The sequence below is a fragment of the Actinokineospora sp. genome (assembly GCF_052390155.1).
GTDB lineage: Bacteria > Actinomycetota > Actinomycetes > Mycobacteriales > Pseudonocardiaceae > Actinokineospora.
In genome coordinates this window covers 19228-44449 of sequence record NZ_JBQTHF010000039.1, presented here as the reverse complement: position 1 = coordinate 44449, position 25222 = coordinate 19228, and the positions used below count along the sequence as shown (strand labels likewise).

General features: G+C 69.4%; 16 protein-coding genes. 12 read left to right on the top strand and 4 right to left on the bottom strand.

Features of this window, described 5'->3' with window-relative positions; all coding sequences use genetic code 11:
* The 8 genes from ACT4N7_RS15010 to ACT4N7_RS14975 form a co-directional block, all read left to right on the top strand.
* Positions 1 to 203 (top strand): hypothetical protein (locus ACT4N7_RS15010; RefSeq protein ID WP_444829332.1); only part of this gene is annotated, 203 nt, incomplete at its 5' end.
* A 94-nt stretch (positions 204 to 297) separates the two neighbouring features.
* A complete protein-coding gene (locus ACT4N7_RS15005) occupies positions 298 to 540 on the top strand; it encodes a hypothetical protein (protein WP_444829331.1) in 243 nt (80 codons plus the stop codon).
* Between the two features lie 241 nt (positions 541 to 781).
* Positions 782 to 2464: an Eco57I restriction-modification methylase domain-containing protein gene (locus ACT4N7_RS15000; RefSeq protein ID WP_444829330.1), complete on the top strand. Its 1683-nt coding sequence runs from the start codon at positions 782 to 784 to the stop codon at positions 2462 to 2464.
* A gap of 9 nt (positions 2465 to 2473) precedes the next feature.
* Complete coding sequence (locus tag ACT4N7_RS14995) at positions 2474 to 3217, top strand: PaeR7I family type II restriction endonuclease (protein ID WP_444829329.1); 744 nt, start codon at positions 2474 to 2476, stop codon at positions 3215 to 3217.
* A 400-nt stretch (positions 3218 to 3617) separates the two neighbouring features.
* Positions 3618 to 9599: a type I polyketide synthase gene (locus ACT4N7_RS14990; RefSeq protein ID WP_444829328.1), complete on the top strand. Its 5982-nt coding sequence runs from the start codon at positions 3618 to 3620 to the stop codon at positions 9597 to 9599.
* A 125-nt stretch (positions 9600 to 9724) separates the two neighbouring features.
* A complete protein-coding gene (locus ACT4N7_RS14985; protein WP_444829327.1) occupies positions 9725 to 10852 on the top strand; it encodes a hypothetical protein in 1128 nt (375 codons plus the stop codon).
* 8 nt (positions 10853 to 10860) lie between these two features.
* Positions 10861 to 11247 (top strand): hypothetical protein, encoded by a 387-nt coding sequence (locus tag ACT4N7_RS14980; RefSeq protein WP_444829326.1) that lies wholly within the window; start codon positions 10861 to 10863, stop codon positions 11245 to 11247.
* Positions 11244 to 11819, top strand: coding sequence for a DUF3558 family protein (locus ACT4N7_RS14975; protein ID WP_444829325.1), 576 nt, complete (start codon positions 11244 to 11246; stop codon positions 11817 to 11819). The genes ACT4N7_RS14980 and ACT4N7_RS14975 overlap by 4 nt, the downstream gene beginning before the upstream one ends.
* A gap of 235 nt (positions 11820 to 12054) precedes the next feature.
* Here ACT4N7_RS14975 and ACT4N7_RS14970 read toward each other — a convergent pair whose 3' ends face one another.
* The 4 genes from ACT4N7_RS14970 to ACT4N7_RS14955 all read right to left on the bottom strand — a co-directional run bounded on the left by ACT4N7_RS14970 (position 12055) and on the right by ACT4N7_RS14955 (position 20240).
* Positions 12055 to 15255: a hypothetical protein gene (locus tag ACT4N7_RS14970; RefSeq protein WP_444829324.1), complete on the bottom strand. Its 3201-nt coding sequence runs from the start codon at positions 15253 to 15255 to the stop codon at positions 12055 to 12057.
* 80 nt (positions 15256 to 15335) lie between these two features.
* Positions 15336 to 16700: a hypothetical protein gene (locus ACT4N7_RS14965; protein ID WP_444829323.1), complete on the bottom strand. Its 1365-nt coding sequence runs from the start codon at positions 16698 to 16700 to the stop codon at positions 15336 to 15338.
* A gap of 31 nt (positions 16701 to 16731) precedes the next feature.
* Positions 16732 to 19584, bottom strand: coding sequence for a hypothetical protein (locus tag ACT4N7_RS14960; RefSeq protein ID WP_444829322.1), 2853 nt, complete (start codon positions 19582 to 19584; stop codon positions 16732 to 16734).
* An 8-nt stretch (positions 19585 to 19592) separates the two neighbouring features.
* A complete protein-coding gene (locus ACT4N7_RS14955) occupies positions 19593 to 20240 on the bottom strand; it encodes a Pvc16 family protein (protein WP_444829321.1) in 648 nt (215 codons plus the stop codon).
* 183 nt (positions 20241 to 20423) lie between these two features.
* Between ACT4N7_RS14955 and ACT4N7_RS14950 the strand changes: the two genes are divergently transcribed.
* From ACT4N7_RS14950 to ACT4N7_RS14935, 4 genes are read left to right on the top strand one after another with little or no spacing between them, the layout of a single operon-like run.
* A complete protein-coding gene (locus ACT4N7_RS14950; RefSeq protein WP_444829320.1) occupies positions 20424 to 21956 on the top strand; it encodes a phage tail sheath family protein in 1533 nt (510 codons plus the stop codon).
* A 34-nt stretch (positions 21957 to 21990) separates the two neighbouring features.
* Complete coding sequence (locus tag ACT4N7_RS14945) at positions 21991 to 22464, top strand: phage tail protein (protein ID WP_444829319.1); 474 nt, start codon at positions 21991 to 21993, stop codon at positions 22462 to 22464.
* Positions 22464 to 22871, top strand: coding sequence for a phage tail assembly protein (locus tag ACT4N7_RS14940; RefSeq protein ID WP_444829318.1), 408 nt, complete (start codon positions 22464 to 22466; stop codon positions 22869 to 22871). Before ACT4N7_RS14945 ends, ACT4N7_RS14940 begins: the two co-directional genes overlap by 1 nt.
* A complete protein-coding gene (locus ACT4N7_RS14935; protein WP_444829317.1) occupies positions 22868 to 23041 on the top strand; it encodes a DUF6760 family protein in 174 nt (57 codons plus the stop codon). Before ACT4N7_RS14940 ends, ACT4N7_RS14935 begins: the two co-directional genes overlap by 4 nt.
* Positions 23042 to 25222: the final 2181 nt, after the last annotated feature.

Sequence of the window (25222 nt, the reverse complement as noted above, 5' to 3'; positions counted from 1 at the left end):
TGGATTTGCCGAGTGCTGCCGGGGTGGTGGTGGTCGACGGGGCGCATCTGTCGCCACGGGTCGACGTGGTGACGGAGTTGGTGCGGCAGATCCGACGTAGGGGCGCCGCCATCCTGGTCATGGACGGCGGGCTGCCACCGGCAGCCGAGCAGCTCTGCGTACACCAGACAGTGCCGCCCGGCGGGGCCGGTGGAGCGTCGTGACGCCGCTACTCGGGTTCACGCTCACCGTGGCGGTGGTGTTTGTCGTCCGACTGACGCACACGGTGGCCATGCGCGGTCGGGGCGGGACGTGGTGATGACCGGCGGCGAGCAGTGGCGCGATGAACTGACGCTCATCGGGAAGCTGTCGACCCTGAATCAGGACATCGGGCTCTACGTGGTGCGGACACTCGACGTCGATGCCGGACGGGTGGAGCCGCTGTCGGCCGCTGCCGAATGCAGCCTGGGCAGGCGCCTGATCCAACTCGGCGAAGCTTTGCAAGAACGGGCACAACAACGGCTGGCCGTCACTGGAGAAGTCGACGACCCACCCGCATAGCAGCCGTGACGCCATGGCACCTCTGGAGTGCGCCGGTCGTATGCACCTACCTGGGGCAGATTACCGAGATGAACGCCGATGTAGAGATTCGATCGAGCAGGTTCGGGAAGGGCTGAGAGAGTTCATGGAGACGGGAGGCAAGCCGAGGGTGATTAGATACTGAGGTTGTCCCCAGGACCGAGCGGCCGGTCGAAGGCCCAATGCTCAGGGCGATGACTCGAGCTGGCTATCGTCTCGAGTCATGGCGACCCGCGAGCTGTTCGATCTTGAAGCTCTTCACCTGCCAGGGTCGCTGCAGGAGGCGATCGAGCACGGCGAGGTGTTCACGCGTCGCTGGGTGGTCGAGACGATCCTGGATCTGGTGGGTTACACGGCAGACCGGAATCTCGCCGACATGGTCATCGTGGAGCCGGCCTGCGGGACCGGTGCCTTCCTCGCATCGATCACCGAGCGCCTTAGTGCCTCCTGTCGCTACCACAGGCGCTCCCTGCTGGACGCGGCGCACGCGGTCGAGGCTCTCGATCTGCTTCACCGGAACGTCGAGCACAGCCGCGAACTCGTGGCTGGACTGCTGCTCGCCGACGGCTGGGCGTCATCCGAGGTCGTCAAGGTCGTACACAGTTGGATTGGCCAGGGGGACTACCTGCTACGGGAGTGCGCCGTCCAGAGCGCCGACTTCGTGGTTGGCAACCCGCCATATATCCGTCTCGAAGACGTACCGGACGCCCGGATGAGCGCCTACCGGGCGAACTGTCCGACGATGGGTGGTCGAGCGGATATTTATGTCGGCTTCTATGAGATCGGCTTGCGAAGCCTCAAACCTGGCGGGCACATGGGATTCATCTGCGCCGATCGCTGGATGCGCAACCAGTACGGCCGCAACCTCCGCGAGTTGGTTTCTCGGCGATACAGCGTCGATCTTGTACTGGTCATGCATGACGTGGACGCTTTCAAGGAACAGGTCTCGGCTTATCCCGCTATCACCATCATCGGCAACAAACCTCAAGGCCCGGCCATTGTCGCAGATACCAACGGCACTTTTGGCGCAAAGGAGGCCCAGGCACTGGTTGCTTGGGCGGGGAAGTCACATCACCCGCACGTGAGCGAGCAGGCATTCCACGCGGCCCGTTTGCCGCACTGGTTCTCGGGAGAGGATTCCTGGCCCGCTGCTTCGCCTGCGCGTTTGGCCATGCTAGAAGACCTCAGTGACAGGTTCGGGCTGCTTGAGGACAGGTCGACGGGGACACGGGTAGGTATTGGTATCGCGACTGGTGCCGATAAGGTGTTCATCACCTACCGAGACAACGAGCCAGACGTCGAGGACGATCGACTCCTCCCGCTCAGCATGGTGCGCGACACCCGAACCGGTGTACTGAATTGGCACGGCGCATACCTGGTCAATCCGTGGACCGCTGACGGCGATTTGGTCGATCTTCGGGACTACCCGCGTCTCGCACGATACTTCGCGCAGCATGGCGGCGACTTGCGCAAGCGCTACATCGCGGTCAAGCAACCCGACCGGTGGTACAAGACCATCGACAAGGTGGACCACAAGCTCACCGTGCGGCCGAAGCTTCTCTTCCCAGACATGAAGTTGACCATTCATCCCGTCCTGGACGATGGCGGTCACTACCCTCACCACAACCTGTACTTCGTCGTGTCGGACGTGTGGGACCTACGAGTCCTTGGCGGCCTGCTGTTGTCGAAGGTTGCCGAAGCGTTCGTGTCTGCGTACGCCGTCAAGATGCGCGGTGGCACCCTCCGATTCCAGGCGCAGTATCTCCGCAAGATTCGTGTGCCCGACCCCTCCATGATGAGCGAGGTCGATCGCACCGCACTGGCGGACGCCTTCGACCGACGTGACGCGCAGGCCGCGACAAGCGCCGCCATGCGCACCTATGGACTCAGCGAGCTACCCGACTAGGAGAGCTGTTTGACGGTCACCCGCCAAGACTTTGAAGATGCCGTTGCCGCGTATTGGGGGGCCAAGCAGACTCAAAACGAGTTGTCAGCAATCAAGAACAAGGTGGGAGCGGGTACTGCTGGCTCGGTCCGTGGCGGGAAGCACTTCGACACCATCGCCGCGCTCCTCTCCAAGTTCTTCCTTGAAGCCGGCTACCCGCCGCAGGACATCCGGGTCACCAAGAGTCAGCGGCTTGAGCTGCCCGGCTACTACCGCCCTCAGAAGCAGTGGGACCTCGTTGTCGCACATGAGAACACCCTCGTGGCGGCATTCGAGCTGAAGGCGCTCGGCGGGCCGTCGTTTGGGAACAACTACAACAACCGGGTCGAAGAGGCCCTTGGCAGTGCGGTCGATCTTCGGCGCGCGGCGCTGGAGAAGCTGTTCCCTGGCGAGAAGCCGTGGCTCGGGTACTTCATGGAGGATGGTGCCGGCTCACGATCCCCGGTTCGGATCGAGAAGGGTGCCTTCCCTGTAGCGAGGGTCTGGCACGGCAGCTCATACCAGAAGCGCTTCGGGGTGTTCTGCGAGCGGTTGATGGAGGAACGCATCTACGACTCGGTGTGCTACGTGACGTCCTCAGCGCTTGAGTCGAAGCCATCCGAACCAGTCGAGAGTCTCGACTGGCGGCACTTCTCTGCGGCGATTAACGCGCGTATCGGTTTCCTCAAGGAGTTGGGGCTACCGAAGGGCGATGGTGGGATGTTGCCGCTATAGACGTAGTCAGTTCGATCACGTCGATCGCTTGGTGAAGCGTCGCGGTCGCGCCCTCCAGGTCGCCTTGCTCAGCAATGAGCCCGCGCATGCGAACTCGGCCTGGAAGCACTCTGGCGCATCCGCCCCTCGGCAACAGGCCACTCGTTCGGATGTGTCCGGTAAGCACTCGGCCCACCCAGGACAAGATCAGGGAACGGCGGACCGGTGCGGTCCAGCGTGATCATTCGCCCGCGACGTGCGGCGCGACGGTCAAGCGGTCATCAGGTAGGTGTCAGGTGGACGTGTTTGCCTTTGTGCCGATGAACCGGGCTTCGCCTCCGACACAGTCCGAACGACCTGGTAGCGGCGACTGGGGGGCCCATCGTGCGCCGCTGCGATCATCTGTGGAAGGAACTGTGGCATGTCGGACACAACGGGAACCGGTCAGGAACCGCGCGTCGACTCGGCCAGGGATCTTTATTTCGAGAAGCACGAGCCGGTGGCGATCGTGGGGATCGGGTTGCGGTTTCCCGGTGGCAGTGAAACGCCGGACGAGTTCGCCGAGTTCCTCCGGGCGGGGCGGTCCGGGATCGGGCCGGTGCCGGCGGATCGCTGGGACGCGGCCGCGTTCAGTTCGGAGGACGACACGGTCAAGGGCATGATTCGCAGTGTCGGGGGCGGATTCCTGGACCGGATCGACGAGTTCGACGCCGCCTTCTTCGACGTGTCCGCGATCGAGGCGCAGTACACCGACCCGCAGCAGCGGATGTTGCTGGAGACCACCTGGGAAGCCCTGGAGAACGCCAACATCGACCCGACCGCGCTGCGCGGGGGCAATGGCGGGGTGTACGTCGGCGCGGGGTCGATCGACTACGCGATGCAGTTCGACCAGTTGCAGCACGAGGAACTCGACGGGCACCTCGCGGCCGGGAGCACGTTGTTCCCGATGTCGGGCAGGCTTTCGTACTTTCTCGGGTGGCACGGGCCGTGCATGACGGTCGACACGGCGGGGGCTTCGTCGCTCACGGCGCTGCATCAGGCCGTTGTCGGGCTGCGTCGGGGGGAGTGCGACATCGCGCTGTGCGCCGGGGTGAACGCGCTGCACAATCCGCGGTCCTCGGTCATTCTCTCCCACGCCAACATGCTCTCGCCCGACTCGCAGTGCAAGACCTTCGACGAGTCCGCGAACGGCTACGTCCGCGCGGAGGGCTGCGGCGCGTTCGTCCTCAAGCGACTGTCCGACGCGGAACGCTGCGGTGACACCATCCTCGCCCTGATCCGCGGCTCGGCGATCGGCCAGGACGGCGACGGGGCCGGGCTTTCGGTGCCCAACGGCAACGCGCAGGTCCGGGTGATCCGGGCCGCGCTGGCCGACGCGGAGTTGGCGCCCGCCGACATCTCCTACGTCGAAGCGCACGGGATCGGCACCGCGCTGGGCGATCCGATCGAGATGGGCGCGATCAACGACGTGTTCGCCAAGTCCCACACCAAGAACAACCCCGTCGTCGTCGGCTCGGTGAAGACGAACGTCGGGCACCTGGAGTCGGTCGCGGGCATCGTCGGGGTGGTGAAGGCGGTGCTGCAGATGCGCGACCGCGTCATCTACCCGCACCTGAACTTCGCCACCCCGTCCGGCCGGATTCCCTGGGACCTCTACCCGGTGACCGTGCCGACCGAGTGCGCGCCGTGGCAGGGCGAGAGCCGCCGGGCCGTGGTCAACAGCTTCGGGTTCGGCGGGACCATCGCGACCGTCGTGCTTGAGCAGGCGCCCGTCGAGTCCGTCGATCCCGCGCTTGCCGGTGGCAGCCACGTTTTCACGCTGTCGGCGAAGAACCGGCGTTCGCTGCGGCGGCAGGCCGAGCGGTTCCGGCACCACCTGGCCGAGCACCCGGACGCCGACCTCGGCGACCTCTGCTACACCGGAAACGTCGGCCGCGCGCACTTCCGGCTGAGGGTCGCGGGTGTGGTCGAGCGCCGCGAGCAGCTCACCGACCTGCTCGACCGGTTGGCCGCCGACGACGACGGCGCGGGGTCCAGTGTGATCCGCAAGACGGCATTCCTGTTCAGTGGCAACGAAACACCGTATCCGGGGATGGGATCGGCGCTGTACCAGCAGTTTCCGGTGTATCGGGAGTCTATTGAGGACTGTGCGCGGCTGTTCGCCGAGCAGTCCGCGGACTCGGCGCTGTTCACCGTCGAGTACGCCCTCGCGCAACTCTGGCTGGCGTGGGGTGTCCGGCCCACCGTGATGGTCGGCACCGGTGTCGGCGAGGTCGTCGCCGCGACCGTGGCGGGGCTGTTCACCCTGGCGGACGCGGTCACGCTCGTGACGGCGAGGGCCCGGCTCGTGGCCGCGCCGGGCGCGGACGCGGTCGAGGAGTTCCGCGCCGCCATCAGCGGCATCTCCTTCCACGAGACCAAACTGACGATGATCTCGGCGCTGTCGGGGAAGGTGGCGCGGCGGGCGGAGATCTCGAAGCCGGACTACTGGGCGCGCCAGGCCACGGAGTCGGGCGACTTCGCCGCGGGCATGCGCACGGTGGAGAAGCGCGGCGCGCACGTGTTCGTCGAGATCGGACCGTCGGCGGCGCTGACGGCGCTGGCCAAGCAGTGTGTGTCGGCCGATGACCACGGGTGGGCGCATTGCCTGCACCCGACCGACGAGAACGGCGCGGCGATCCGTGCCACGCTGATCGAACTGTACCTCGCGGGCGCCTCCGTGCACTGGCCTGCCATCCACAAAGGACAATCCAGGCGGAAGGTCACGCTGCCCAGCTACGGCTTCGACCGCAAGCGCTACTGGCTGCCGATCAACAGCGCCCGGATCGCGGCGTCCACTATGGACGCGTCGACGCACCACCCGCTGCTCGGCGCGGAGATCTCCACCCCGGAACAGCTTTCCACCGGAGTCCGCGAGTTCCGCGGACAGTTCAGCCCGCACCACCCGGCCTACCTGGTCGACCACGTCGTGTCCGGCCAGGTGGTGTTCCCCGGCGCGGGCTACATCGAGATCCTGCTTGCCCTGCAGGACGCGGTCTACGGCGAGACCGGGCGCCCGCTGACCGACGTGCGGATCAGCGAACCGCTGTTCCTCGACGCCGAGCGGCTGACCGAGGTTCGCACCCGGCTGACCCTGGACACCGGGACGGTGCAGATCATGAGCCGGGTGGCAGGCAAGGGCGAGGCCGTCGAACGCTGCCACGCCACCGCGACCCTGGCCGCGCGCTCGGTCGACGGATTCGCGCGTGCGGGACGGGACCTGGTCGCGCGCGCTGCCGAGGCCGGGGTGCCCGAGGACGTCCGGCTGATCGAGGAGCTGTACCCGGAGTTCGCCGCGGTGGGGATGGGCTACGGCCCGCACTTCCAGCGAATCCGTTCCACCACAAGGTACGCGGCCGACTTCGCGATCGGCGACCTGCGCGGCCAGCACACCGGCGGGATGGAGAACCTGCCGCCCGCGGTGCTCGACGGCGCACTGCACACCATCGCGAGCCTGCTCGATGACGGGCACAACTACCTGCCGATCCGCTTCGGCGAGCTGCGGCTGGCCAAGAAGCCCAAGTCCGCGCACCTGCGCGTGTTGCTGCGGCTGCGCACCGCCGAGCAGGCGCGGGCGGTCGGCGTGGACCTGTCCGCCGATCTGCTGGTGCTGGAGGACGGGCAGCCGGTGGTCGAACTGCTCGACCTGGGCTTCAAGCGGCTCGCGGACAGTGGCGGGCGCAGCTTCCTGCAGCGGCCCGCCTGGCTGAAGCGATCCCAACTGGCGCAGGCGGTCGAGCAGCCCCGGCACGTGCTTCTGGTGGGGCGAAACGAGTTCACCGCGGCTGAGCGGGCCGAGCGGGCGGGCGTCCGGCTGTCGTTCGCGCGGACCGCGCAGGACGCGGACACAGTGCTGCGCACCGAGGCGCCCACCGATGTCTGCTGGTTCTGGCGGCCGGACAACGGTCCCGTCACCGAGCCCGCCCTGCGCGCGGAATGCGAGCGGAACTACCGCGATCTGCTGTCCCTGCTGTCGCGAATGGACACTGGTGACCAGCGGCTGTGGCTGGTCACCGAACGCGCCCAGTGGCTACCGGGCGACACCGTCGACTCGGCCGCCCGACCCGCCGCCGCGACGCTGTGGGGCTTCGGCCAAACCCTGCTGGCCGAACGGCCGGAGCTGCGCGCCACCCTGGTCGACCTGCCCGAGGGCGGCGACCCGCACCTGGTGGACGAGTGGCAGGCCCGCGACGGCGGCGAGTTCCAACTCGCCTACCGCGACGGCAATCGGCACGTGCGCAGGCTGCTCGCCACCGGCCCCACCGGCCAGGACGACGCGAACTTCGCCCTGAGCATCCGGGAATTCGGCCGGTTCGCCAACATCAAGCCCGTCCCGGTCGAGGACGCCGCGCCGGTCGACACCGAGATCCAGGTCCGGGTGCACGCCGCCGGGCTGAACTTCAAGGACGTGCTCAACGCGCTCGGCATGCTCAAGGAGCACGCCGAAAGCCTTGGCGTGCAGTACCAGCCGCAGCCGCTCGGCTTCGAGTGCGCGGGCACCGTGATCGCGGCCGGGCCCGCGGCCGAGTTCGAGGTCGGCGCCGAGGTGATCGTCAACTACGCGGGCCTGATGCAGCGCCGGGTCACGGTGCCCTCCGCGGCGGCCGTGCGCAAGCCCGCTCGGCTCAGCCAGACCGAGGCGGCCGGGCTGGCCTCGGCCTACGTCACCGCGTACTACGCCCTGCACCACCTGGCCAAGATCAAGCAGGGCGACCGGATCCTGATCCACGCGGCCGCGGGCGGCGTCGGCCAGGCCGCCGTCCAGCTCGCCAGGGCGGCGGGCGCGGAGGTGTTCGCGACCGCGAGCCCGCACAAGTGGCCGGTCCTGCGCGCCCAAGGCGTCCGGCACCTGATGAACTCGCGGACGCTCGACTTCACCGAGCAGATCCTGCGCGAGACCGACGGCGCGGGCGTCGACATCGTGCTCAACAGCCTGAACAAGGACCACATCCCGGCGAGCCTGCGCACAATGGCTCCACACGGCCGATTTGTCGAACTCGGCAAGGTCGGCGTCTGGTCGCCCGAGCAGGTCGCGCAGGCGCATCCCCAGGTGGAGTACCACAATTTCGACTTCAGCGAGCTGCCGGTGGCCGAGGTGATCCGGCTCAACAAGGAGATCCTGACCGCCGTCGCCGGGCAGATCGCCGACGGCGCGCTGAACCCGATCACCACCACGGTGTACTCGCTCGACGAGGTGGAGGAGGCGTTCGGCGTGCTCAGCCGGGGCGCCAACGTCGGCAAGCTGGTGATCGCCTTCGTGGACCAGGACGCCCCGGCGTCCCGCGAGGTCGCCATCCGGCCGGACCGGACCTACCTGATCGCGGGCGGTGTCGGCGCGTTCGGGCTGGTGACCGCGGAGAAGCTGGTGAGCCTCGGCGCCCGCAGGCTTGCCCTGGTGAGCCGGACCGGTGCTCCCCCCGCAGAGGTCGCCGCGCTGCTCGACCGGCTCCGCGATCGAGCGGAAGTGACGCTGTACCAAGGAGATGTCGGAAACGCCGACGATGTCCGGCGGATCAACGAGGAACTGGCCGCCGGCCCGTACCCGGTCGGTGGCGTGATCCACGCGGCGGGCGAGTCGGCCGACGCGCCGGTCTCGGCCCAGACCTGGGAGAGCCTCGACCGGCTCTTCCAAGCCAAGGTGTACGGCGGCTGGCTGCTGCACGAGGCCGGGGAATCGTGCCCGCATCTGGACTTCTTCGTCGCCTACTCCGGCGCGGCCGCGCTGGTCGGCGGCGCGGGCCAGGCCAGTTCCGCCGCGGCCGACGCGTTCCTGGACAACCTGGTGCAGCGCAGGGTCCGCGGCGGGAAGCCCGGTCTCGGCGTCAACTGGGGCCCCATGTCCGAAGTGGGCACCTCGGCCCGACTCGGCGACGAGCACGCCGACGCGCTGGACGCGGACGGGATCAAGTTCTTCAGCCCCGCCAAGGCAATGCGCACGCTGGTCGCGCTGCTCGGCGGGTCGACCGTGCAGGCCGCGGTCGGCGAGCGCGACTGGAACCGGGTCGTGCTGGCCACGCCCGCGGTCACCGCGCTGTGCGAGGAACTGGTCCGCGCGGGCGTAGAAGACGCCGAAGCGCTCGACCTGGACGCCTTGGCGGCCCTGCCGAACGACGAGCGGCTGGCGTCCATCGGCCAGTTCGTGCGCGCCAAAGTCGCCCAGGTGCTGCACTTCGCCGACCTGGACGACCTCGACTCGCACGCCGAGTTCGCCCAGATGGGCCTGGACTCACTGGTCGCGGTCGAGCTGAAGAACGCGCTGGAGGCCGCGTTCCGCATTCCGCTGCTGGCCTCGGTCGCGTTCGACCACCCGACCGCGCGCAAGCTCGCCGGGTTCATCGACAAGCAGCTCGCGCCCGCCGCGTAGCCGGACTGACTGGGCACCGGCCGGTGTGATCCCCGCCGTTCGGGTGCCGGGTGCCCGGACGTCGGGTAGCGTCGGCCTGCGTTCGGCCAATCAGTCCAACGTCTCGACACTGGGGATCGACAGCCATGACCTTCACCGTCCAACCGGCGGCCCTGCGCGAGCTGGCCGGGCTGCTCGACCGCGCGCGCGAGGACGTCGACAAGAGCAAGACCTATTTCGCCAAGATGGAGAACTTCGCGGGCGGCGAGGGCCTGGTCAACCTGCTCGTCGGCGGCCACCGGGAGTCCTACCAGGCACTGTCCGACTGGCTCGGCAAGCTGAGCAACCCCACCCTCACCGGCGTCTCGCAGGCGGTGACCGACTCGGCGAACTACTACCAGAACACCGACAATGCCTCCGCCGAGAAGCTCGACGGCACCTACCCGGAGACCAACGTCACCGAGATCCGCGAGCACACCGGCTATGTGCCGATCGAACCGCCCGAGGGCACGGGGTCGTTCGGCGACGTCACCGAGCCGACCACGCACCTGGCCGAGCCGAAGGACTACCACGCCGAGCTCGACGGCTCGCCGAACTGGTGGGACGTGTTCAGCCCGATGGCGCAGATCGGCAACGCCATCGAGACGGTCAGCAACGTCGCGGTCTGGCTCGGCTGGCTCGAACACCCGTACGACCCGCAGGCCGAGCTGGTCAAGCCGTTCGTCGGGGACTGGGCCGGGGTGCGGGCGGCGGCGGACATCCTGCGCAACGTCGGGCACGCGGCGCACTCGACCGCGACCAACATCCAGTGGGCCTCGCAGAGCACCGAGAGCGTCTGGCAGGGCAACGCGGGCAACGGTGCGGCGGTGTACCTGATGAACATGGCCACCCCGCTGAACGACGTGTGGGGCCCGGTCGACAAGCTCGCGGGCACCTACGTCAAGGCGTCCGCGGACATGACCGAGCTGCGCGACGCCGCGGTGAACATCCTCAACCAGATCGGCGACTCGGCCATCCAGGCCGCCGCCGCGGCCGCGGTCGGCGGCGGCGCGGCGACCACGGGCGTCGGCCTGCCGGTGACCGGCCTCGCGGCGCTGTTCGCGGGCTACAAGATCCACCGGGTGATCGACGGCATCCGCACGCTGTGCGACATCATCGGCAAGCTGGACACCGCGATCAGTGTCGTCAAGGCCGCGCAGACCGACTTCGGCAACCTGCAGAGCGGCGTCACACTTCCGTCGCTGCCATCCCGCCCGATCGACGTCCCGAAATAGGAAAGCCGATGCCTGAACACTTTCCGCCCAACCTGGCCGAGCTGATCAAGCTGGCCGATGGCACGCGGTACGAGCACGTCGCGCACGATGAGGCCAAGCTGGAGCAGCTCCTGGTCGAGGCCATGCGGACCAGTGCCGACCCGATCACCCGGGAGATCGGCTCCGGCATCGCCGACGGCACGATGACCTGGCACACCGTGGCGACCAGTTCGGTGTACGCCGACTACGTGCACGACAGCATGGATGCCTTGCAGCGCTTCGACTTCGATGCCGTCGCGGTGGAGATGGCGGCGGAGAAGGTCGCGGCCGAGCAGGAGGAAGCGACCCGTCGCGAGCAGGACGAACTCGACGACGACGGTCCGCTGTGGCAGGGCTTGCGGGGGCCGAAGCGATGAGGCTCGCCTTGGTGCTCGCCGCCCTGCTGGCCGCTGGTTGTTCGTCGTCAAGCCCGACCGCCGCGGGCCCGGCGGCGTCCGGCAGCTCGCGACCGTCCACATTGGACATCCCGGCGGTACCCGCGCCGCTGGACGCCAAGGCGTTCGCGGACGACCCGTGCACCCTGTTCGGCGACGCCCAGCGCGCCGAACTCGCCCTCGCCGTGTCCCGTGTGGACGATTCGGCGGGGCGCAAGGCATGCGACCTCAGCGCCGACCCCGGCAACCCCAGGCCGTTGGAGTTCCTCCGCGTCCAGGTCATGTCCGATCGCGGCCTCGCGGTGCTCTACGCCCAGTGCGGCAGCTCGGCCAGTGCCCGCTGCGACACCTGGTCCACCGCGACCGTCGACGGCTACCCGCTGATCCGGGCGAACGGCGAGACCGAGGCCAAGTACGGCTCGTGCAAGCAGTTCCTCGGCATCTCGGACCGATCCGTCATCCTGCTCAACGACGTCCGGGCGGGATCCGCGACCGCGCCGGACTGCGCCCGCGCCGACCGGGCCGCCGCGATGATCCTCGCCAAGCTCAAGTGACCGCGGGCCGCTGACCTGCCCAGGTGTGCTGGTCCGGTTACCCAAAGCCACATGAAACAGGATGCCCGCCGCGGACGATGACGTGAGCGGACGGCTCCCCGCGACCCCCAGCGCCGGGAGCCGTCCCTTTTTGTCGAGATTCGTGCTAACGCGCGAACTCGCTACTCCGATAGGACTAATAGACGGCTCCCGGTAGCACGCCCCCCGACTACCGGGAGCCGTTCGCATGCCTGTCTCAGTTTCCTGGCCACCAGCGCGACAGCATCGTGTCCTCCTGGAACCGCCGGTGCGAGGTCGCCACCAGGGTGAGCGCGCCGAGGATCAGCAGGCTCACGCCGAGGCCGAGCGGGATGGCCACCGAGGCACCGGTTCTGGCCAGGTCGCCCGCGCCGCCCGACGCGCTGCCGCCGCCGCTGGAACCCGACCCCGAACTCGATCCGCCGCCGGAGCTGGAGCCGCCGCCGGTCGAGCCGCCGCCGGTCGCCGGGTCGGTGCCCGGGGCGGGCGGGGGCGGCGCCTGGCCCGCTACCAGCTTCACGGTGGCGTCGTCGGAGCCCGTGATGGGATCTCCCGGGTCGCCGACGCCCGCTGTCGAGTTCGCGGTGAACGACGCGTTGTTCGTCAGCTCGGTCGTCGACTCCGCCTCGGGTGTGGTCACCTTGCACCGCGAGCCGTTGGCCGCGCCCGCGCGCAGGCCCTGGCCGGTGAACTCGAAGTCGCAGTCCGGCGCGGTGTCGTTGCGCACCTGCAGGGTGAGCGGCACGTCGCCGATGTTGCGGACGGTCACCGTGAAGAACACCTCCGCGCCGTGCTTGGCCTGCTCTGGATCGGCCGTGGCGCTGATGGTCAGCGCCGGGTTGATCACCGTGACGCGCAGCGGCGGCGCGGCGACCTTCATCAGCCGGTTGAGCCGGTCGACCGCCGAGGCCACGGCCAGGCTGTCGAAACTGCGGTCCGGCGTGGCCGCGCACGTGCGGCTCTCCGACTGGCCAGGCGCGAGTTCGGCGATCGGCGCGGGCATGCAGTCCGGCGGCAGCGTCGGGTTCGTGATGCGCACGTCGGACAGCGGGCCGTCCTCGGCGTCGCCGATGTGGGTGGCGGTGAAGGTGAAGGTGACCTCGCCGCCGACCCGCACGGTCGACAGGTCCACCGTCTGGCTCAGCGAGACCAGCGGCTCCAGCACCGTGATCGTGGTCGGCTCGGACGACGCCGTCACCGGCTTGCCCGCGACGTCGACCGCGGCCACGCCCGCCACCACGTCCAGGGTGCGGGTGGGGGAGGCGGTGCAGGTGAGCGTCGCCGAGGCGCCGGGCGCCAGCTCCGCGACCGGGTCGGGCGCGCAGTCCGGCAGCGCCTCGACCGCCACGCGGACGTTGTTCAGCGCCTCGTCCGGGTCGTCGCCGGTGTTGGTGACGGTGAAGGTCAGGTCGATCGAGTCGCCCCGGTAGATGGTGTCCTTGTCGGACACCAGGCTCACCGTGACGGCCGGGTCGATCACCGCGATGGTCACCGTCTGGCTGGTCACCTTCACCGTGGTGCCTGCGGTCTCGGTGCCGGTCAGTTCGCCGGAGCTGGTGAACGTGGCCTCGGGCACGGTGGCCGCACACTCGAATGTGTCCGACTCACCCGCGCTGAGGGTGGCGTCCGCGGGCCCGGCGCAGTCCGCCGCGACGCTGTCGGTGTAGGCGATGGAGGTCAGGTCGGCCGCGGTGTTGTTGATCAGGGTCACGGTGAACGTCACCGTTTCGCCCGCGCGGGCCACGAGCCGGTCGGGCACCCGCTGGACCGCGTAGTCCGGCAGCTCGACCTGGACGTCCGCGCTCGCCGACGCGGTCACCGTGCGCCGGTCCCCGCCTTGGCCGATGACGTACGCGGCGGTCACCGTCGCGGTGTTGGTGAAGTCGGCGGCGCCCGCCGGCTGCACGCAGGTGACCTGGCGCGACTCGCCGGGCTCGATCGGCGGCACCACGGTCGGTGTGCAGCGGATGGCGTCCGAGGCGGGCGCGCTGGTGTCGGCCAGCTCGATGTCGAACAGCGGCAGCGCGCCGTCGTTGCGGATCTCGATGGCAAAGCTCGCCAAGTCGCCCTGGCGCACCGGTTCGGCCGGGCCGGTGTTGGTGATTGCCACCGACGGTGACACCGTCTCGGCGAGCACCACGTTCTGCACCACCACGAAGTCGCCGACGCTGTCCACGCCGATCTCGATGTCGCCGGTCTCGTTGTCGGCGAGGGTCGGCTTGACCGTCTTGGCGTCGACGCTCAGGTTGTTCCGCAGCGGTGCTGCCGGGTCGATCGGATTGATCGCGGAGTTTGCGCACGAGCGGAAGAAGTCCGAAGTGGAGTCGTTGAGGCAGGGCTCGGTCATCGGCTCACCGTCCACAGTGAACGATTCGCCGCCCTGGCGCCAGTCGCCGTCGTACGCGGTCACGCCGATCTCCACGTTCGCGCTACCGCGTTGTGGCGTGATCCCGGGCAGGATGACGCTGGTGCCGGTGAGCGCGGGCACCAGCCCGGGCAGCAGACCGTCGACCACACTGGGGAAGCCGGGAACCAGCGGCTCGATCAGGCCGGGCAGTAGGGCGCCGCTCTTGGGCAGGTTGTCGGTGTAGAGGTCGACCACGCGCGGCTGCGTGTACGGCTCGCGCGGCTCGTCGTAGCCGAACACCACCACGATCGACCAGCCGCCCGCGCAGCCCGGCCCGGTCGGCGCCCACACGTTGCTGACCGAGATCTCCATCGGCGCACCGGTCGGCGCCGAGCCGAACGCGGCCGTGACGTCGGCCCAGTCGGTGTATATCTGGCTGGCCTCGGTCAGCCCGTCGGTGGTGCGGTAGTGCGCGGGCACGCGGGTGACCGGCACCGGTGCGCCGCCGCCGACCGCGATGCGCACCTGTTGCTGCGCGGGTGTCGCCGCCGCGGGCGGTGGCGGCGGCTCGCCCTGCAACAGCAGCGGGCGCACGCAGTTCACCCCGGCGAAGCCGATGAACGTGCCGGTGTGCCCGCCCCAGTGCAGTTGCGCGTAGCGCACCTTGGCGCCCGTCGGGATGGTCACCGCCGCGCGGCTGGAGCTGAACGAGTCGGCGCGGCCGTCGTCGTCGGCCAGGTGCACGTAGTACCCGTTGTTGTTGCCGCTGTTGTCGAGCAGGCCGCCGCCCGGTCCCGCGTTGTCCGTCGCGGCGGCGCAGTCGGCAGGCGTGTGGTCCCCGGCGATCTCGTCGCCCACCGGGCAGCGCAGCACGCTGTTGCCCGCCAACAGGAAATCGCCGAACACCGCGTCGCGGAAGGTCGGCGTCACCGTCGGGGCGGGCGGCGCGGGCAGCAACCCGGGCTGCGCCGCGACATCCGGTGCCGCCGCTGGCGGCGCCGCCGAGTCGAGGTCGAGCGCGGGCGCCAGCACGAGAAGCAGCAGGCAGATCGCGACCCAGAAGCGCAGCACGGGGACTCCCTGGCAGAAAGGGCTGGCAGAAGGGGACTGTGGTGACCGGCTTCCCGCGCGGCGGCGGGAAGCCGGTCGGGTCAGGCGGATTCCTCGGACTCCACGGACACGGTGTGCGCGTCGCGGACCTTGAGCGCGCACCGGACCCGCTGCGGCTCGTCGGTGGTGGTGCTCATCCTCATCGAGACGTAGAAGTGCTCGCCGTCGAAGTCGACCAGTTCGGGCGCGCTGCCGCTGTCGCCGTTGAGCCAGGCGCTGACGTCGTATTCCTTGCCGGAGGTGTCCTTGAGCAGGTTGCCGTTGCCCGACCACACATCGCGCAGGTCCCCGACCAGGACGCTGTCGAAGTGCTCCCGCGGATCGACCCGCGCCGTCTCCTCCTGCTCGGGCTCGTCGCTCTCCAGCGCGGTGGCCGTGACGATCTTGGGCCCGTCCTCGACGGAGAACCAGATATAGAGCTCGTACCGCACCCCGTTCTCGTCGACGCCGGACACCTCCGAGCCGACCATGTCCTCGGCGACCGACACGTCGTTGTCCCAGTCCGAGTAGTCGACGGTGATCGAGTGGCCGTCGTGCTCGATCGGGTCGGTGTAGTACTCGCTGAGGTAGGCCGTGGTGACGCCGTGGTCGGGTTCGTTGCCGTCCGGTTCGTCGCCGGCCGCGCCGTCCGGTTGGGCCAGGGTGGCCTGGACGATCTCCACGCCGACACCAGGGACGAACCAGGCGTACACGTCGTAGGTCTCGCCGTCGCTGGTCGCCTTCGTCTCCGACCCGACCACGCCCTCATCGGTCGTGTTGTCGGTGTTCCACTGGGTCCAGTCGATGACGAACGAGCGCCCGTCGAAGACGTACTCCTCGTTCCCGTACGTGGCCGCGAGGTAGGCGCCGTCGATGACGGCCGGGGGCGCCTGCTCCTCGGCTGTCGCGGCCGACCCGATGGTCACCGCGAATTCCAGGTCGATGGACAGGTCGACCTCCGCGGTCTCGCCCTCGGCGTCGGGCAGGGTGGTCGCGGTGGCCGCGGCCTTTCCCGCCGCCTCCTGGACGACCTGCACGGTCGTCCAGTCGATCGAGCGGCTCACGCCGCCGACGTCGAACACCGCGTCCGCGCCGTGCACCTCATCGAGCTTGGCGACCAGGAGTTGCCGGATCTGCTCGGGATCGACCGCTTCGAACGACCCGTTCGCGACGTTGACGATCACCTCGTACTCGCCGATGGACAGGAAGTACTGGTCGCCGTCGCTGCGGTGCCAGCCGATCTCCTCCTCCATCGGCAGCAGGTGCACGGTCGGCTGCTCCTCGGTGCACTTCTTCAGCGCGGTTTGCAGCAGTTCGATGTCTTCCGCCGAGAGTTCCTCGCCGTCGGACTCGTCTTCCGCTGTGGTGTCCTCTTCGAGGGCGTCTTCCTCGACGATCTCTTCCTGGTCGATGTCAGGTGCGGTCATGACAATCCTCGCTTCGGGTAGGCCGCCTCGGTCACTTGATGCCTGCCAGGGTCAGGCCCGTCTTCTGCTTGGGCTGCTTTGCCTTGCCCGCCTTCACCTTGATCTTGAGGTTCGCGTCGGCCTGCTTCCTGGCCTCGGCCGCCGCGACGGCCTTGGCGGCCTTGGCCTCCGCGTCCGCCTTCGCGGTGAGCACCGCGGCGTCCGCGTCCGACTTCGCCTCGGCCGCGGCGACCACGGCGGCGTCCGCGTCCGCCTTCGCTTGCGCCGCCTGCTCGGCGAGGCTCGCCTTGATACCCGCGTCCGCCGCCGCCGCGGGAGAGGTGCCCGCCTTCTGCTTGGCCTCCTCGGCCGCCTTGGTGGCCGCGGCGGCCTTCTTGGCCAGGTCCGCCGCGTCCTTCTCCGCGTGCGCCAGCGCCTGCGCCGCGTGCCTGGCGTCCTTCGGGGCCTGCTCGGCCAGCGCCTTGGCCGCCTTCGCGTCGTTCTTGGCGTCGGCCTCGGTGCGCGCGGCCAGGTCCGCGTGACCCGCGGCCAGCTTCGCCTGCGCCTCTGGGGTGTTCTGCCTGGCCTCATTGGCGGCGATGAGGGGATCGGCCGCGGCGAGGTCCGCCTGGGCGGACCCCGCGGCGACCACCGCGTTGACGGCCCGCACGCTCTGCCCCGGCAGGTACTCCAGGTCGAGCGTCGCGGTGGCCCCGTCGGCGTCGACGCCCAGCATGGTGAAGGTCAGCGACGACCAGTCGTCGGCGTGCGCGAACGTGACCGCGCCCGCCGCGCTGAGGGTGTACTCCGTCGGCCCGAAGACCACCGGCCGGTCGGCGAAGCGGGCCAGCAGTTGGTCGCCGCTGAGCGCGGCGAACTTGCCGTCCGCGGGCGGGGCGGCGTTGAACTCCATGATCCCGTCGAGCCCCTCCGGGCGCGGCACGTAGTCCGACGCGGTGATCGCCACCTCGTCCAGGTCGAGGTCGACGGCCACGTGCAGGTTGACCACTTTGTCCTCGGACGCCGTCGAGTGCACGGCCTGGATCGTCGCGTGGAAGGGCGAGTTCTTGCCGCCGCCGAAGTCCAGCTGCCAGCTTCCCCAGTCCGGTGTGTACACCGCGCCCAGGTAGCGCAGGCCGTTGTTGTCGTTCGGCGGGTTCTTGGCCCACTTCTTGGCGTAGCCGACGATCTCCGCGCTCATCAGGCCCTCGTCGACGATGTGCACGTAGTTCGTCTCCAGGTCCAGCGAGAACCCGATGCCGCCGGAGCGCACGTGCACCACCGGGTAGCCCACGGGCTGCACCAGCTCGACGGGCTTGCCGCGCGCGAACAGGTGGTAGCCCTCGTTCTGCGGCGGCGCGTCGATCAGCGCCTCGATGAGGGCCCGCTGCTCGGCGGTGATGCCACTCCGGTCGACCAGTTCGGAGTGGATCGCGACGTAGAGCGAGGCGAAGTCGAAGAAGACGCCCGCCACGTTCTTCGCCGCCGCGAACCCCGGCGAGGCGTCGGCGAGCAGGTCCGCCACGTCCAGCGAGGGAATCTTGAGCTGTTCCTTCGCCACATCGGTGATCGGCCCCAGCAGCTCGCCCAGTTCGCCCGCGTGCCGGACGATGTCGTCGACCTTCATCCGGCCGATGCCCGCGTCCGCGACAGAGCGCATTCCGACGGCGAGCTTGGTCTTCGCCTGGCCGATGGTCTTGTCCTTGATCTTCTCGACAAAGCCGTCGACCGCGTTCTTCGCGTTGTTCGCCCGGTCGAAGAAGCCGTCGCGGTATTCGTCGGTGATCTGGAATTCCCGGAGCGCGAACTTCTTCTGGACCTCGGTGCTCTGCCCCTCGTGCCACGAGGTCAGGTACACGGCGCCCATCTCCAGTTCCTGCTCGGCCACCTTCACCGCCGTGCCGACCATGCTCCCGTAGCCGGGGAACGTCGAGGCCACCGCGGCGCCGGCAGCGGCGAGCGTACGCAGGGCGAAGAAGCCGACCGCCACACCCGGGTAGATCGAGTTGAAGTTGTTTCGGATGAACTCCCGGGTGGTCCGCCGCGCCCACTTGCCGAACAGCCTGCCCGCCTGCCCCATGGAGTCGGCCTGCGCGGCGATCGCCTGGCCGAATTCGAGCAGGCTCTCGGTGAGTTCGTTCGCCGTCTTCTCGGGAATGTCGGCGCCGTCGAGTTTGGTGATCTGCGCGATGGCGGAACTCACCTTGCCGTAGGCGGCGAACATGGCCGTGCCCGCGGCGCCCAGCGCCGCCATCGCCTGTTCCTTCTCGGGGCTCGGGATGACTTTCGTGTCCCCGGAATCCTCTTCGGGATTCTCGGGCACCACATCCCACTTCGCCTCGCCGAATCCGTTCAGCGCGTTCTTGAACTCCTGCAGCGCGGTCACCTGGAAGGTCTTGAGCTGCAGGTTCGCCACCAGCGCGACGTTGATGTTGCCCAGCGTGGCACTCTGTTCCTTCACCTGCTGCTGCACAGCCGCCTTGGCCGTCTCATGGCCCGCCTGCTTGCGCGCGTCCCGCGCGTCGGGCACGTCCTTGCCCTCGGCCTTGGCCTGTTGCCTGATCTCGGTGACCCGGTCGGCGAGGATCTTCTGGATGCGGCCGATGTCGTGCCGGAACGACCCGTACGGCCCCTGGAACTTGGCCGCCAGCTCCGTGCGCCGCTCGCCGGTCGTCTTCGGGAACGACATCTCCATGAACTGCTGGAACACTTCCTCCTCGCTGATCGAGTCGTCGATCGCGGTCGTGTTCACGACGTTCGCGGTGGTGCCGCGCAGCCACTCGATGAAGACCTGTTCCCACTTGCTCCCCCCGACCGCGGTGATCTTGCTCGGCGGTTCGCCGCTGAGCGAGGCCGGGTCGCTGCGCAACCACGGGAAGGTCGTGATGATGTCCGAGACGGCCATGGTTCTCCTCAGGTTCGGGGCTCGCTGGTGTGGTGCTCGGCGATCGCGGTGCGCTCCCAGCGCTTACGCGGCTTCTCCGGGGGCACGGGCACGCCGTCGTACACGTCGAGGTCGACGGTCTGCACCGGCGGCGCGGCCTGCTTGAGCCGCGACGGCAGGGCGGGCGCGGTGACCGTCAGGTCGAGCGCGGTCCGCATCGACACGCCGAGCGCGCCCCACAGGTCCTGACCCCGATAGACCGGCGACCACCCGACCCGCACCGGCAGCGACATGTCCAGGTTGTGCAGCGACCCGCGCAGGTAGTCCGGGCTCAGCACGTCCTGCTCGGCGTGCGCGCCGATCACCGCGCCGAGCAGCTCGTGCTCCTCGGCGGTATCCGCCGCCCACGCGGTGACCAGGTACGACAGGTGGTAGCTGCGGGTCGGGGCGAGCGTCCCGGTGACCCGGCCGTCGGCGTTGCGCACGTGCATCCTGGCCGCGGGCACGCCGTCGAGGTTCTCGTTGACCGCGTAGAGGAACACGTTCACGATCCCCGCGCGCCGCGGTCGGCGCTGGATGCCCGCCAGCAGCCCCGGCGGATCGAAACCGATCTCCGTCCCCGGTGACAGCTCGGCGGCCAACCACGCCCTGATCGAGGAGTCAATGTCAGCCAGCACGCTCTGCAGTGTCGGTCGCCGCGGGCCGGTGGACACCGCGGCCGCGGCCCGGCGCGCGGCCAGTTCCGGTTGCCCTGGAGGGCATTTCGCGGTGACCGCGGCGTTGCGCGCCGGACGGGCGGCGGCGGGCCCGATCGGTGTCAGCCTGATCGACGTCGGATTCGGTCTGAGCTGGGAGACTCGATGCCCAATTACCTCGCTCCAGGTGTCTATGTCGAAGAGGTGTCCTCGGGGTCCAAGCCCATCGAGGGCGTCGGTACCGCCGTCGCGGGTTTCGTCGGGTTCACGGAGAAAGGGCCGATTTCACAACCGACCCTGGTCACGAACTGGACCCACTTCGTGCGGATGTTCGGCGGTTTCGTGGAGAACGCGTACCTGCCGCACTCGGTGTACGGGTACTTCCTCAACGGCGGCGGCGGCGCCTACATCATGCGGCTGCCCGATGGCCGCGACGACGGCTCCGATGCCGTCCGGGTCAACCGGGCCGCCGTCCCCGCCGCGGCCGACGACGGCCAGCCCGCGTTCGCCGTGCAGGCCATCAAAGCCGCCGCGGGCGAGGAGATCAGCGTCTCGGTGGCCGAGGCCAGCCAGCCCGGCGAGGACACCTTCCGCCTCGACGTGATCCGCAACGGCAAGGTCGAGGAGTCCTTCGACAACGTGACCACCAAACGCGGCCAGCAGAACGTCGCGACCGTCGTGGCAAAGCAGTCGAAGCTGATCACGTTGGAGGACACCAAGGCAGGCGCGCTCAGTGTGCCCAAAAAGGACACTGTGGTGGCGCTCGCGCCGAACCTGCCGCTGCCCCGCAAGCTCACCGCCAGCGAGTACCTCGGCGACCCGGTCGAGCGCACCGGCCTCGGCGGTTTCGAGGCGATCGACGAGATCACCATGGTCCTGGTCCCCGACCTGATGTCGGCCTACCAGCGCGGCGTGATCGACGCCCACGGCGTCAAGGCCGTGCAGTTGGCGATGATCGCGCACTGCGAGCTGCTCTCGGACCGGGTGGCCATCCTCGACTCGCCGCCGGGGCTGAACTCCCAGCAGGTCAAGGAATGGCGCACCGAGTTCGCGGGCTACGACTCGAAGTACGCGACGCTGTACTGGCCGTGGGTGCAGGTGCTCGACCCGACCAGCGGCAACCGGCTCTCGATGCCGCCCAGCGGACACGTCGCCGGTGTGTGGGCACGCAACGACGAGACCCGCGGCGTGCACAAGGCCCCGGCCAACGAGGTGCTGCGCGGCGTGGTGTCGCTGCAGACGGTGATCAGCCGCGCGGAGCAGGAGCAGCTCAACCCGCTGGGCGTCAACTGCATGCGGGCCTTCCCCGGGCAGGGCATTCGGATCTGGGGCGCGCGCACGCTCTCCAGCGACCCGGAATGGCGCTACATCAACGTTCGGCGGCTTTTCAACTTCATCGAGGAGTCCATTCTCAACGGCACCAACTGGGTCGTGTTCGAGCCGAACGACAACTACCTGTGGGAGTCCGTGCAGCGCGTCGTCGGCGCGTTCCTGCAGCGGATCTGGCGCAGTGGCGCGCTGGTGGGCCGCTCGGCCGCCGAGGCGTTCTACGTCAAGTGCGACGGGGAGAACAACCCGCCGGAGAGCCGCGACGCGGGGAACCTGTTCATCGAGATCGGCGTCGCCCCGGTCAAGCCCGCCGAGTTCGTGGTGTTTCGGATCTCGCAGTTGCCGCAAGGCGCCGCGCTCGAAGAGTGAGCCATCCACCCGTCTGTCCGAAATGGAGTGAAGCATGACTCTGCCCCGCGTATCCATGGCGAGCACCAACACCTCGACCCTGGTCAGCGCCGCCCGATTCGTCGTCCAGTTCGACGGCGGCTCCGAGATCACCTTCTCCGAGATGAACGGCATCACCACCGAGGTGGAGCCGACGGAGTACATGGCCAGCGGGAAACTCGGCGTGTCGCTGTCCAAGCAGTTCGGCAAGACCAAGCCCGCCGTCGTCGTGCTCAAGCGCGGCGTCGACCAGGACTTCACGCTGTGGACCTGGCACCAGGAGGTGCTCGCGGGCCAGTCCACCGCCCGCAAGAGTTGCTCGCTGATCCTGCTGGACATGTCCAATGTGCCCAAGCAGACCTACACCCTGCTCAACGCGTGGCCGTCGAAGCTGGAGATCGGCGGCTTCAAGGCGGGCGGCGGCGACGCCATCGTCGCGACCGTCACGCTGATCTGCGAGCAGATCGACCTCTCGAAACCCGTTAGCTGATGACTGTGACGGCGGAGGCGGTGGAGCAGCACGCGGGCCTGCGCACCGAATACCCGTTCGTGCTGCCCCGCGGGTACGTGGACGAGCAGGGCAAGGTGCACCGCGCGGGCACGATCCGGCTGGCCACCGCGAAGGACGAACTCACCGCGCACGCCGAACCGCTGGTGCGGCAGAACCCGGCGTACCTGTCGCTCTACCTGATCATGCGCACCATCAGCGGATTGGGCACGTTGTCGGTGGTCGACCGGTTCGTCGTGGAGCACATGTTCGCCTCCGACCTGGCTTTCCTGCAGGACCTCTACCGGCGGATCAACCAGCAGGGGCACACCGAGGCGGAGGTCGGTTGCCCGGAGTGCGGGCACCAGTTCCTCGTCGACGTGGCCGGTGAGGCGGCGGAACCACGATGAGCGCGCCGACCGACCGGCTGTGGGAGGAGATCGTCTACATCGCCTACTACCTGCACTGGTCGTTCGACTCGATCCTCGAACTCGACCACCTCACGCGGGCCAGGGTGATCGACGAGATCGGCACCATCAACGCCCGACTCGACGCCGCGGGCGGCGAATCGCAGTACTAGCAATCGTTTCCGACGGTGGCCTTCGGGATCTGCTCGAAGGCCGCCTTCGCAGCCCACCAGAGAGGGGTGCCCCATGCTCCGCTGGCCGTTCGGTCGCAGGCGGTCCGGTGCCGGTGCCGCCATGCCACCGCAGCCGCCGGGCACTGGCGCGGCTGAGTCCGGGTACGTCTCGGCGGCGGGGGATGGGTGGGCCGAGCAGGGCGGTGCGGCGGATTCCGCTTCGGTGGCAGCGGATTCGGTGCCCGTCGCGGCAGATTTCGCTTCGGTGGCAACGGTTTTGGTGGAGTCGGCGCCTGTTGAGCCGGTCCGGCGGCGGCCTGCCTGGCGGTCGCTGCCGCCGATGCGCACCACGGTGTCCGCGACCTCTCCATCCACAGTGGACATCGCGTCGGCCGGGGTGCTGGGCCGGGTCATCGACGGACCGGTGCCCGGTGTCCGCGTGTCGACCCCGGCGGGGCGGGTCGGCGGGCTCGTGGTTCCGGTGCCGGTCCTCGACTTCCCCGACGAGCCTGTCCGCTGGCAGGCACCCGAACCGGTGCCGGACCAACCCGCCCGTGGCCTGCCCTCCCGGGCGTCGGACGGGGCGGACCCGGCCCCGCTCACCGTCGTGACCGACGAATGGGTCTCGTCGCCGCGGGTCTCCGCCGCGCCCCGGCGCAACTCGGAGTTCATGCACAAGGCGTATCTGGAGAAAGACCGGATGCTGGCCGAGATGTACGCCGAGGCCGAGGGGGAACCCCCGCCGTCGCCGCCGGTCCGGCCGCAGCCGATGCCGCCACCGCCCCAGTACGCCGACGTCGACTCCTTCGCCCCGCCCCCGCCGCCGGTGACCCGTCGACGGGCCACCCTCGCCGAGAGTCGACGGCAGGGCTTGGGCCTGCCGTCTACTGTGGACTCTGGGGTTTCGTCCACAATGGAGCTAACCGGCGCGACCGAGGTCGACGGGCCTGGGGAGCCGCACAGCTCGGCTGAGCGGTTGCCCGCGGCGGGGACCGAGCCCGCGGTCCCGGACCCGTCCACCCCATCGGAGTTGCGACACCTCGCGCCCGGTCGGGCAGGCGAGGGCCGTGGCCCGTCGGACGACGGAACCGAACCCTCGTCGGACGAGGCTGACTCGGACCCTGCCCGCGGCCACCAGTGGCGACCGGACGATGGGATCGGCGCGTCCCCGGCTGGGATCGTCTGGCCTGGCCAGGAGATGTCGCCGGACCAGGTCGCCGGACTCGGACCGGACGGCACCAGGCCACCGAGTCAGAGCGACGCGCCCGGGTCGGGCGATGGATCGCCGGGTCGGCTCGGCGGGTCCGACTGGGACGGTGGCGGACCAGGTCTATCCGGTGGGTCCGAACGGGACGGTGATGGATCTGGTGAGTCTGGTGGCGTTGGTGGCGGGTCGGGTCGGTTTGGTGAGTCTGGTGGCGCGTCCGATTCGGCTAGTGGGCACGGGTCGGGCGGTGGCGGCTCGGACGGGATTGCCGGGCGTGCGAGTGGCGGGCCGGATCGGGTTGGTGGGCTTGGGTCGGGCGCTGGCGCGACTGGCTGGGCCGCTGGATCCGGGAGCGATGGCGGCGGGTCGGGTTGGCCCGGCGGCCCCGGGGCGGGCGATGCTGGGTCGGGCGGTGGGGCCGACCGGGCTGCCGGCCCCGGGTGGGACGGTGGCGGGTCACCGATTCGGCGTGACGGGTTCGGTTCGGGCGGTGCCGGGGCAGGCTCGGGCGATGGATCATCGGGCCGCGTCGGCGGGTCTGGATGGGGCGCCGGTTCGGCTGGCGGTTCCGGTTCGGCTGGCGGGCCCGGTTCGGTCGGTGGGCCCGGTTCGGTAGGTGGGCCTGGTTCGGCTGCGGCAGGCGGGATCGGGTCGGGTGCTGGTCGGTTGGGCCGGGCTACCGGACCCGGCAGTGTCGGTGGCCATCTTGGGTCGGGCGATGGCGGGTCGGGCGATGGCGGGTCGGGCAGTGGTGGGTCGGGCCAGGCGGCCGGACCCGGGTGGGGCAGTGGCGATGCGGACCCCGCCGGGGGCGGTGGGACGAGTCGGATGGGTGGGGATGGTGGCGGATCGGGGTGGATGGGTGGGCCTGGGTCGGGCCACGATCGGCCGGACGTGGCCGCAGGCCCCGGGAGCGTCGGGGACCAGGCTGGACTCGGGTGGGACGGTGGCGGGTCCGGCAGGCTCCGGTTTGG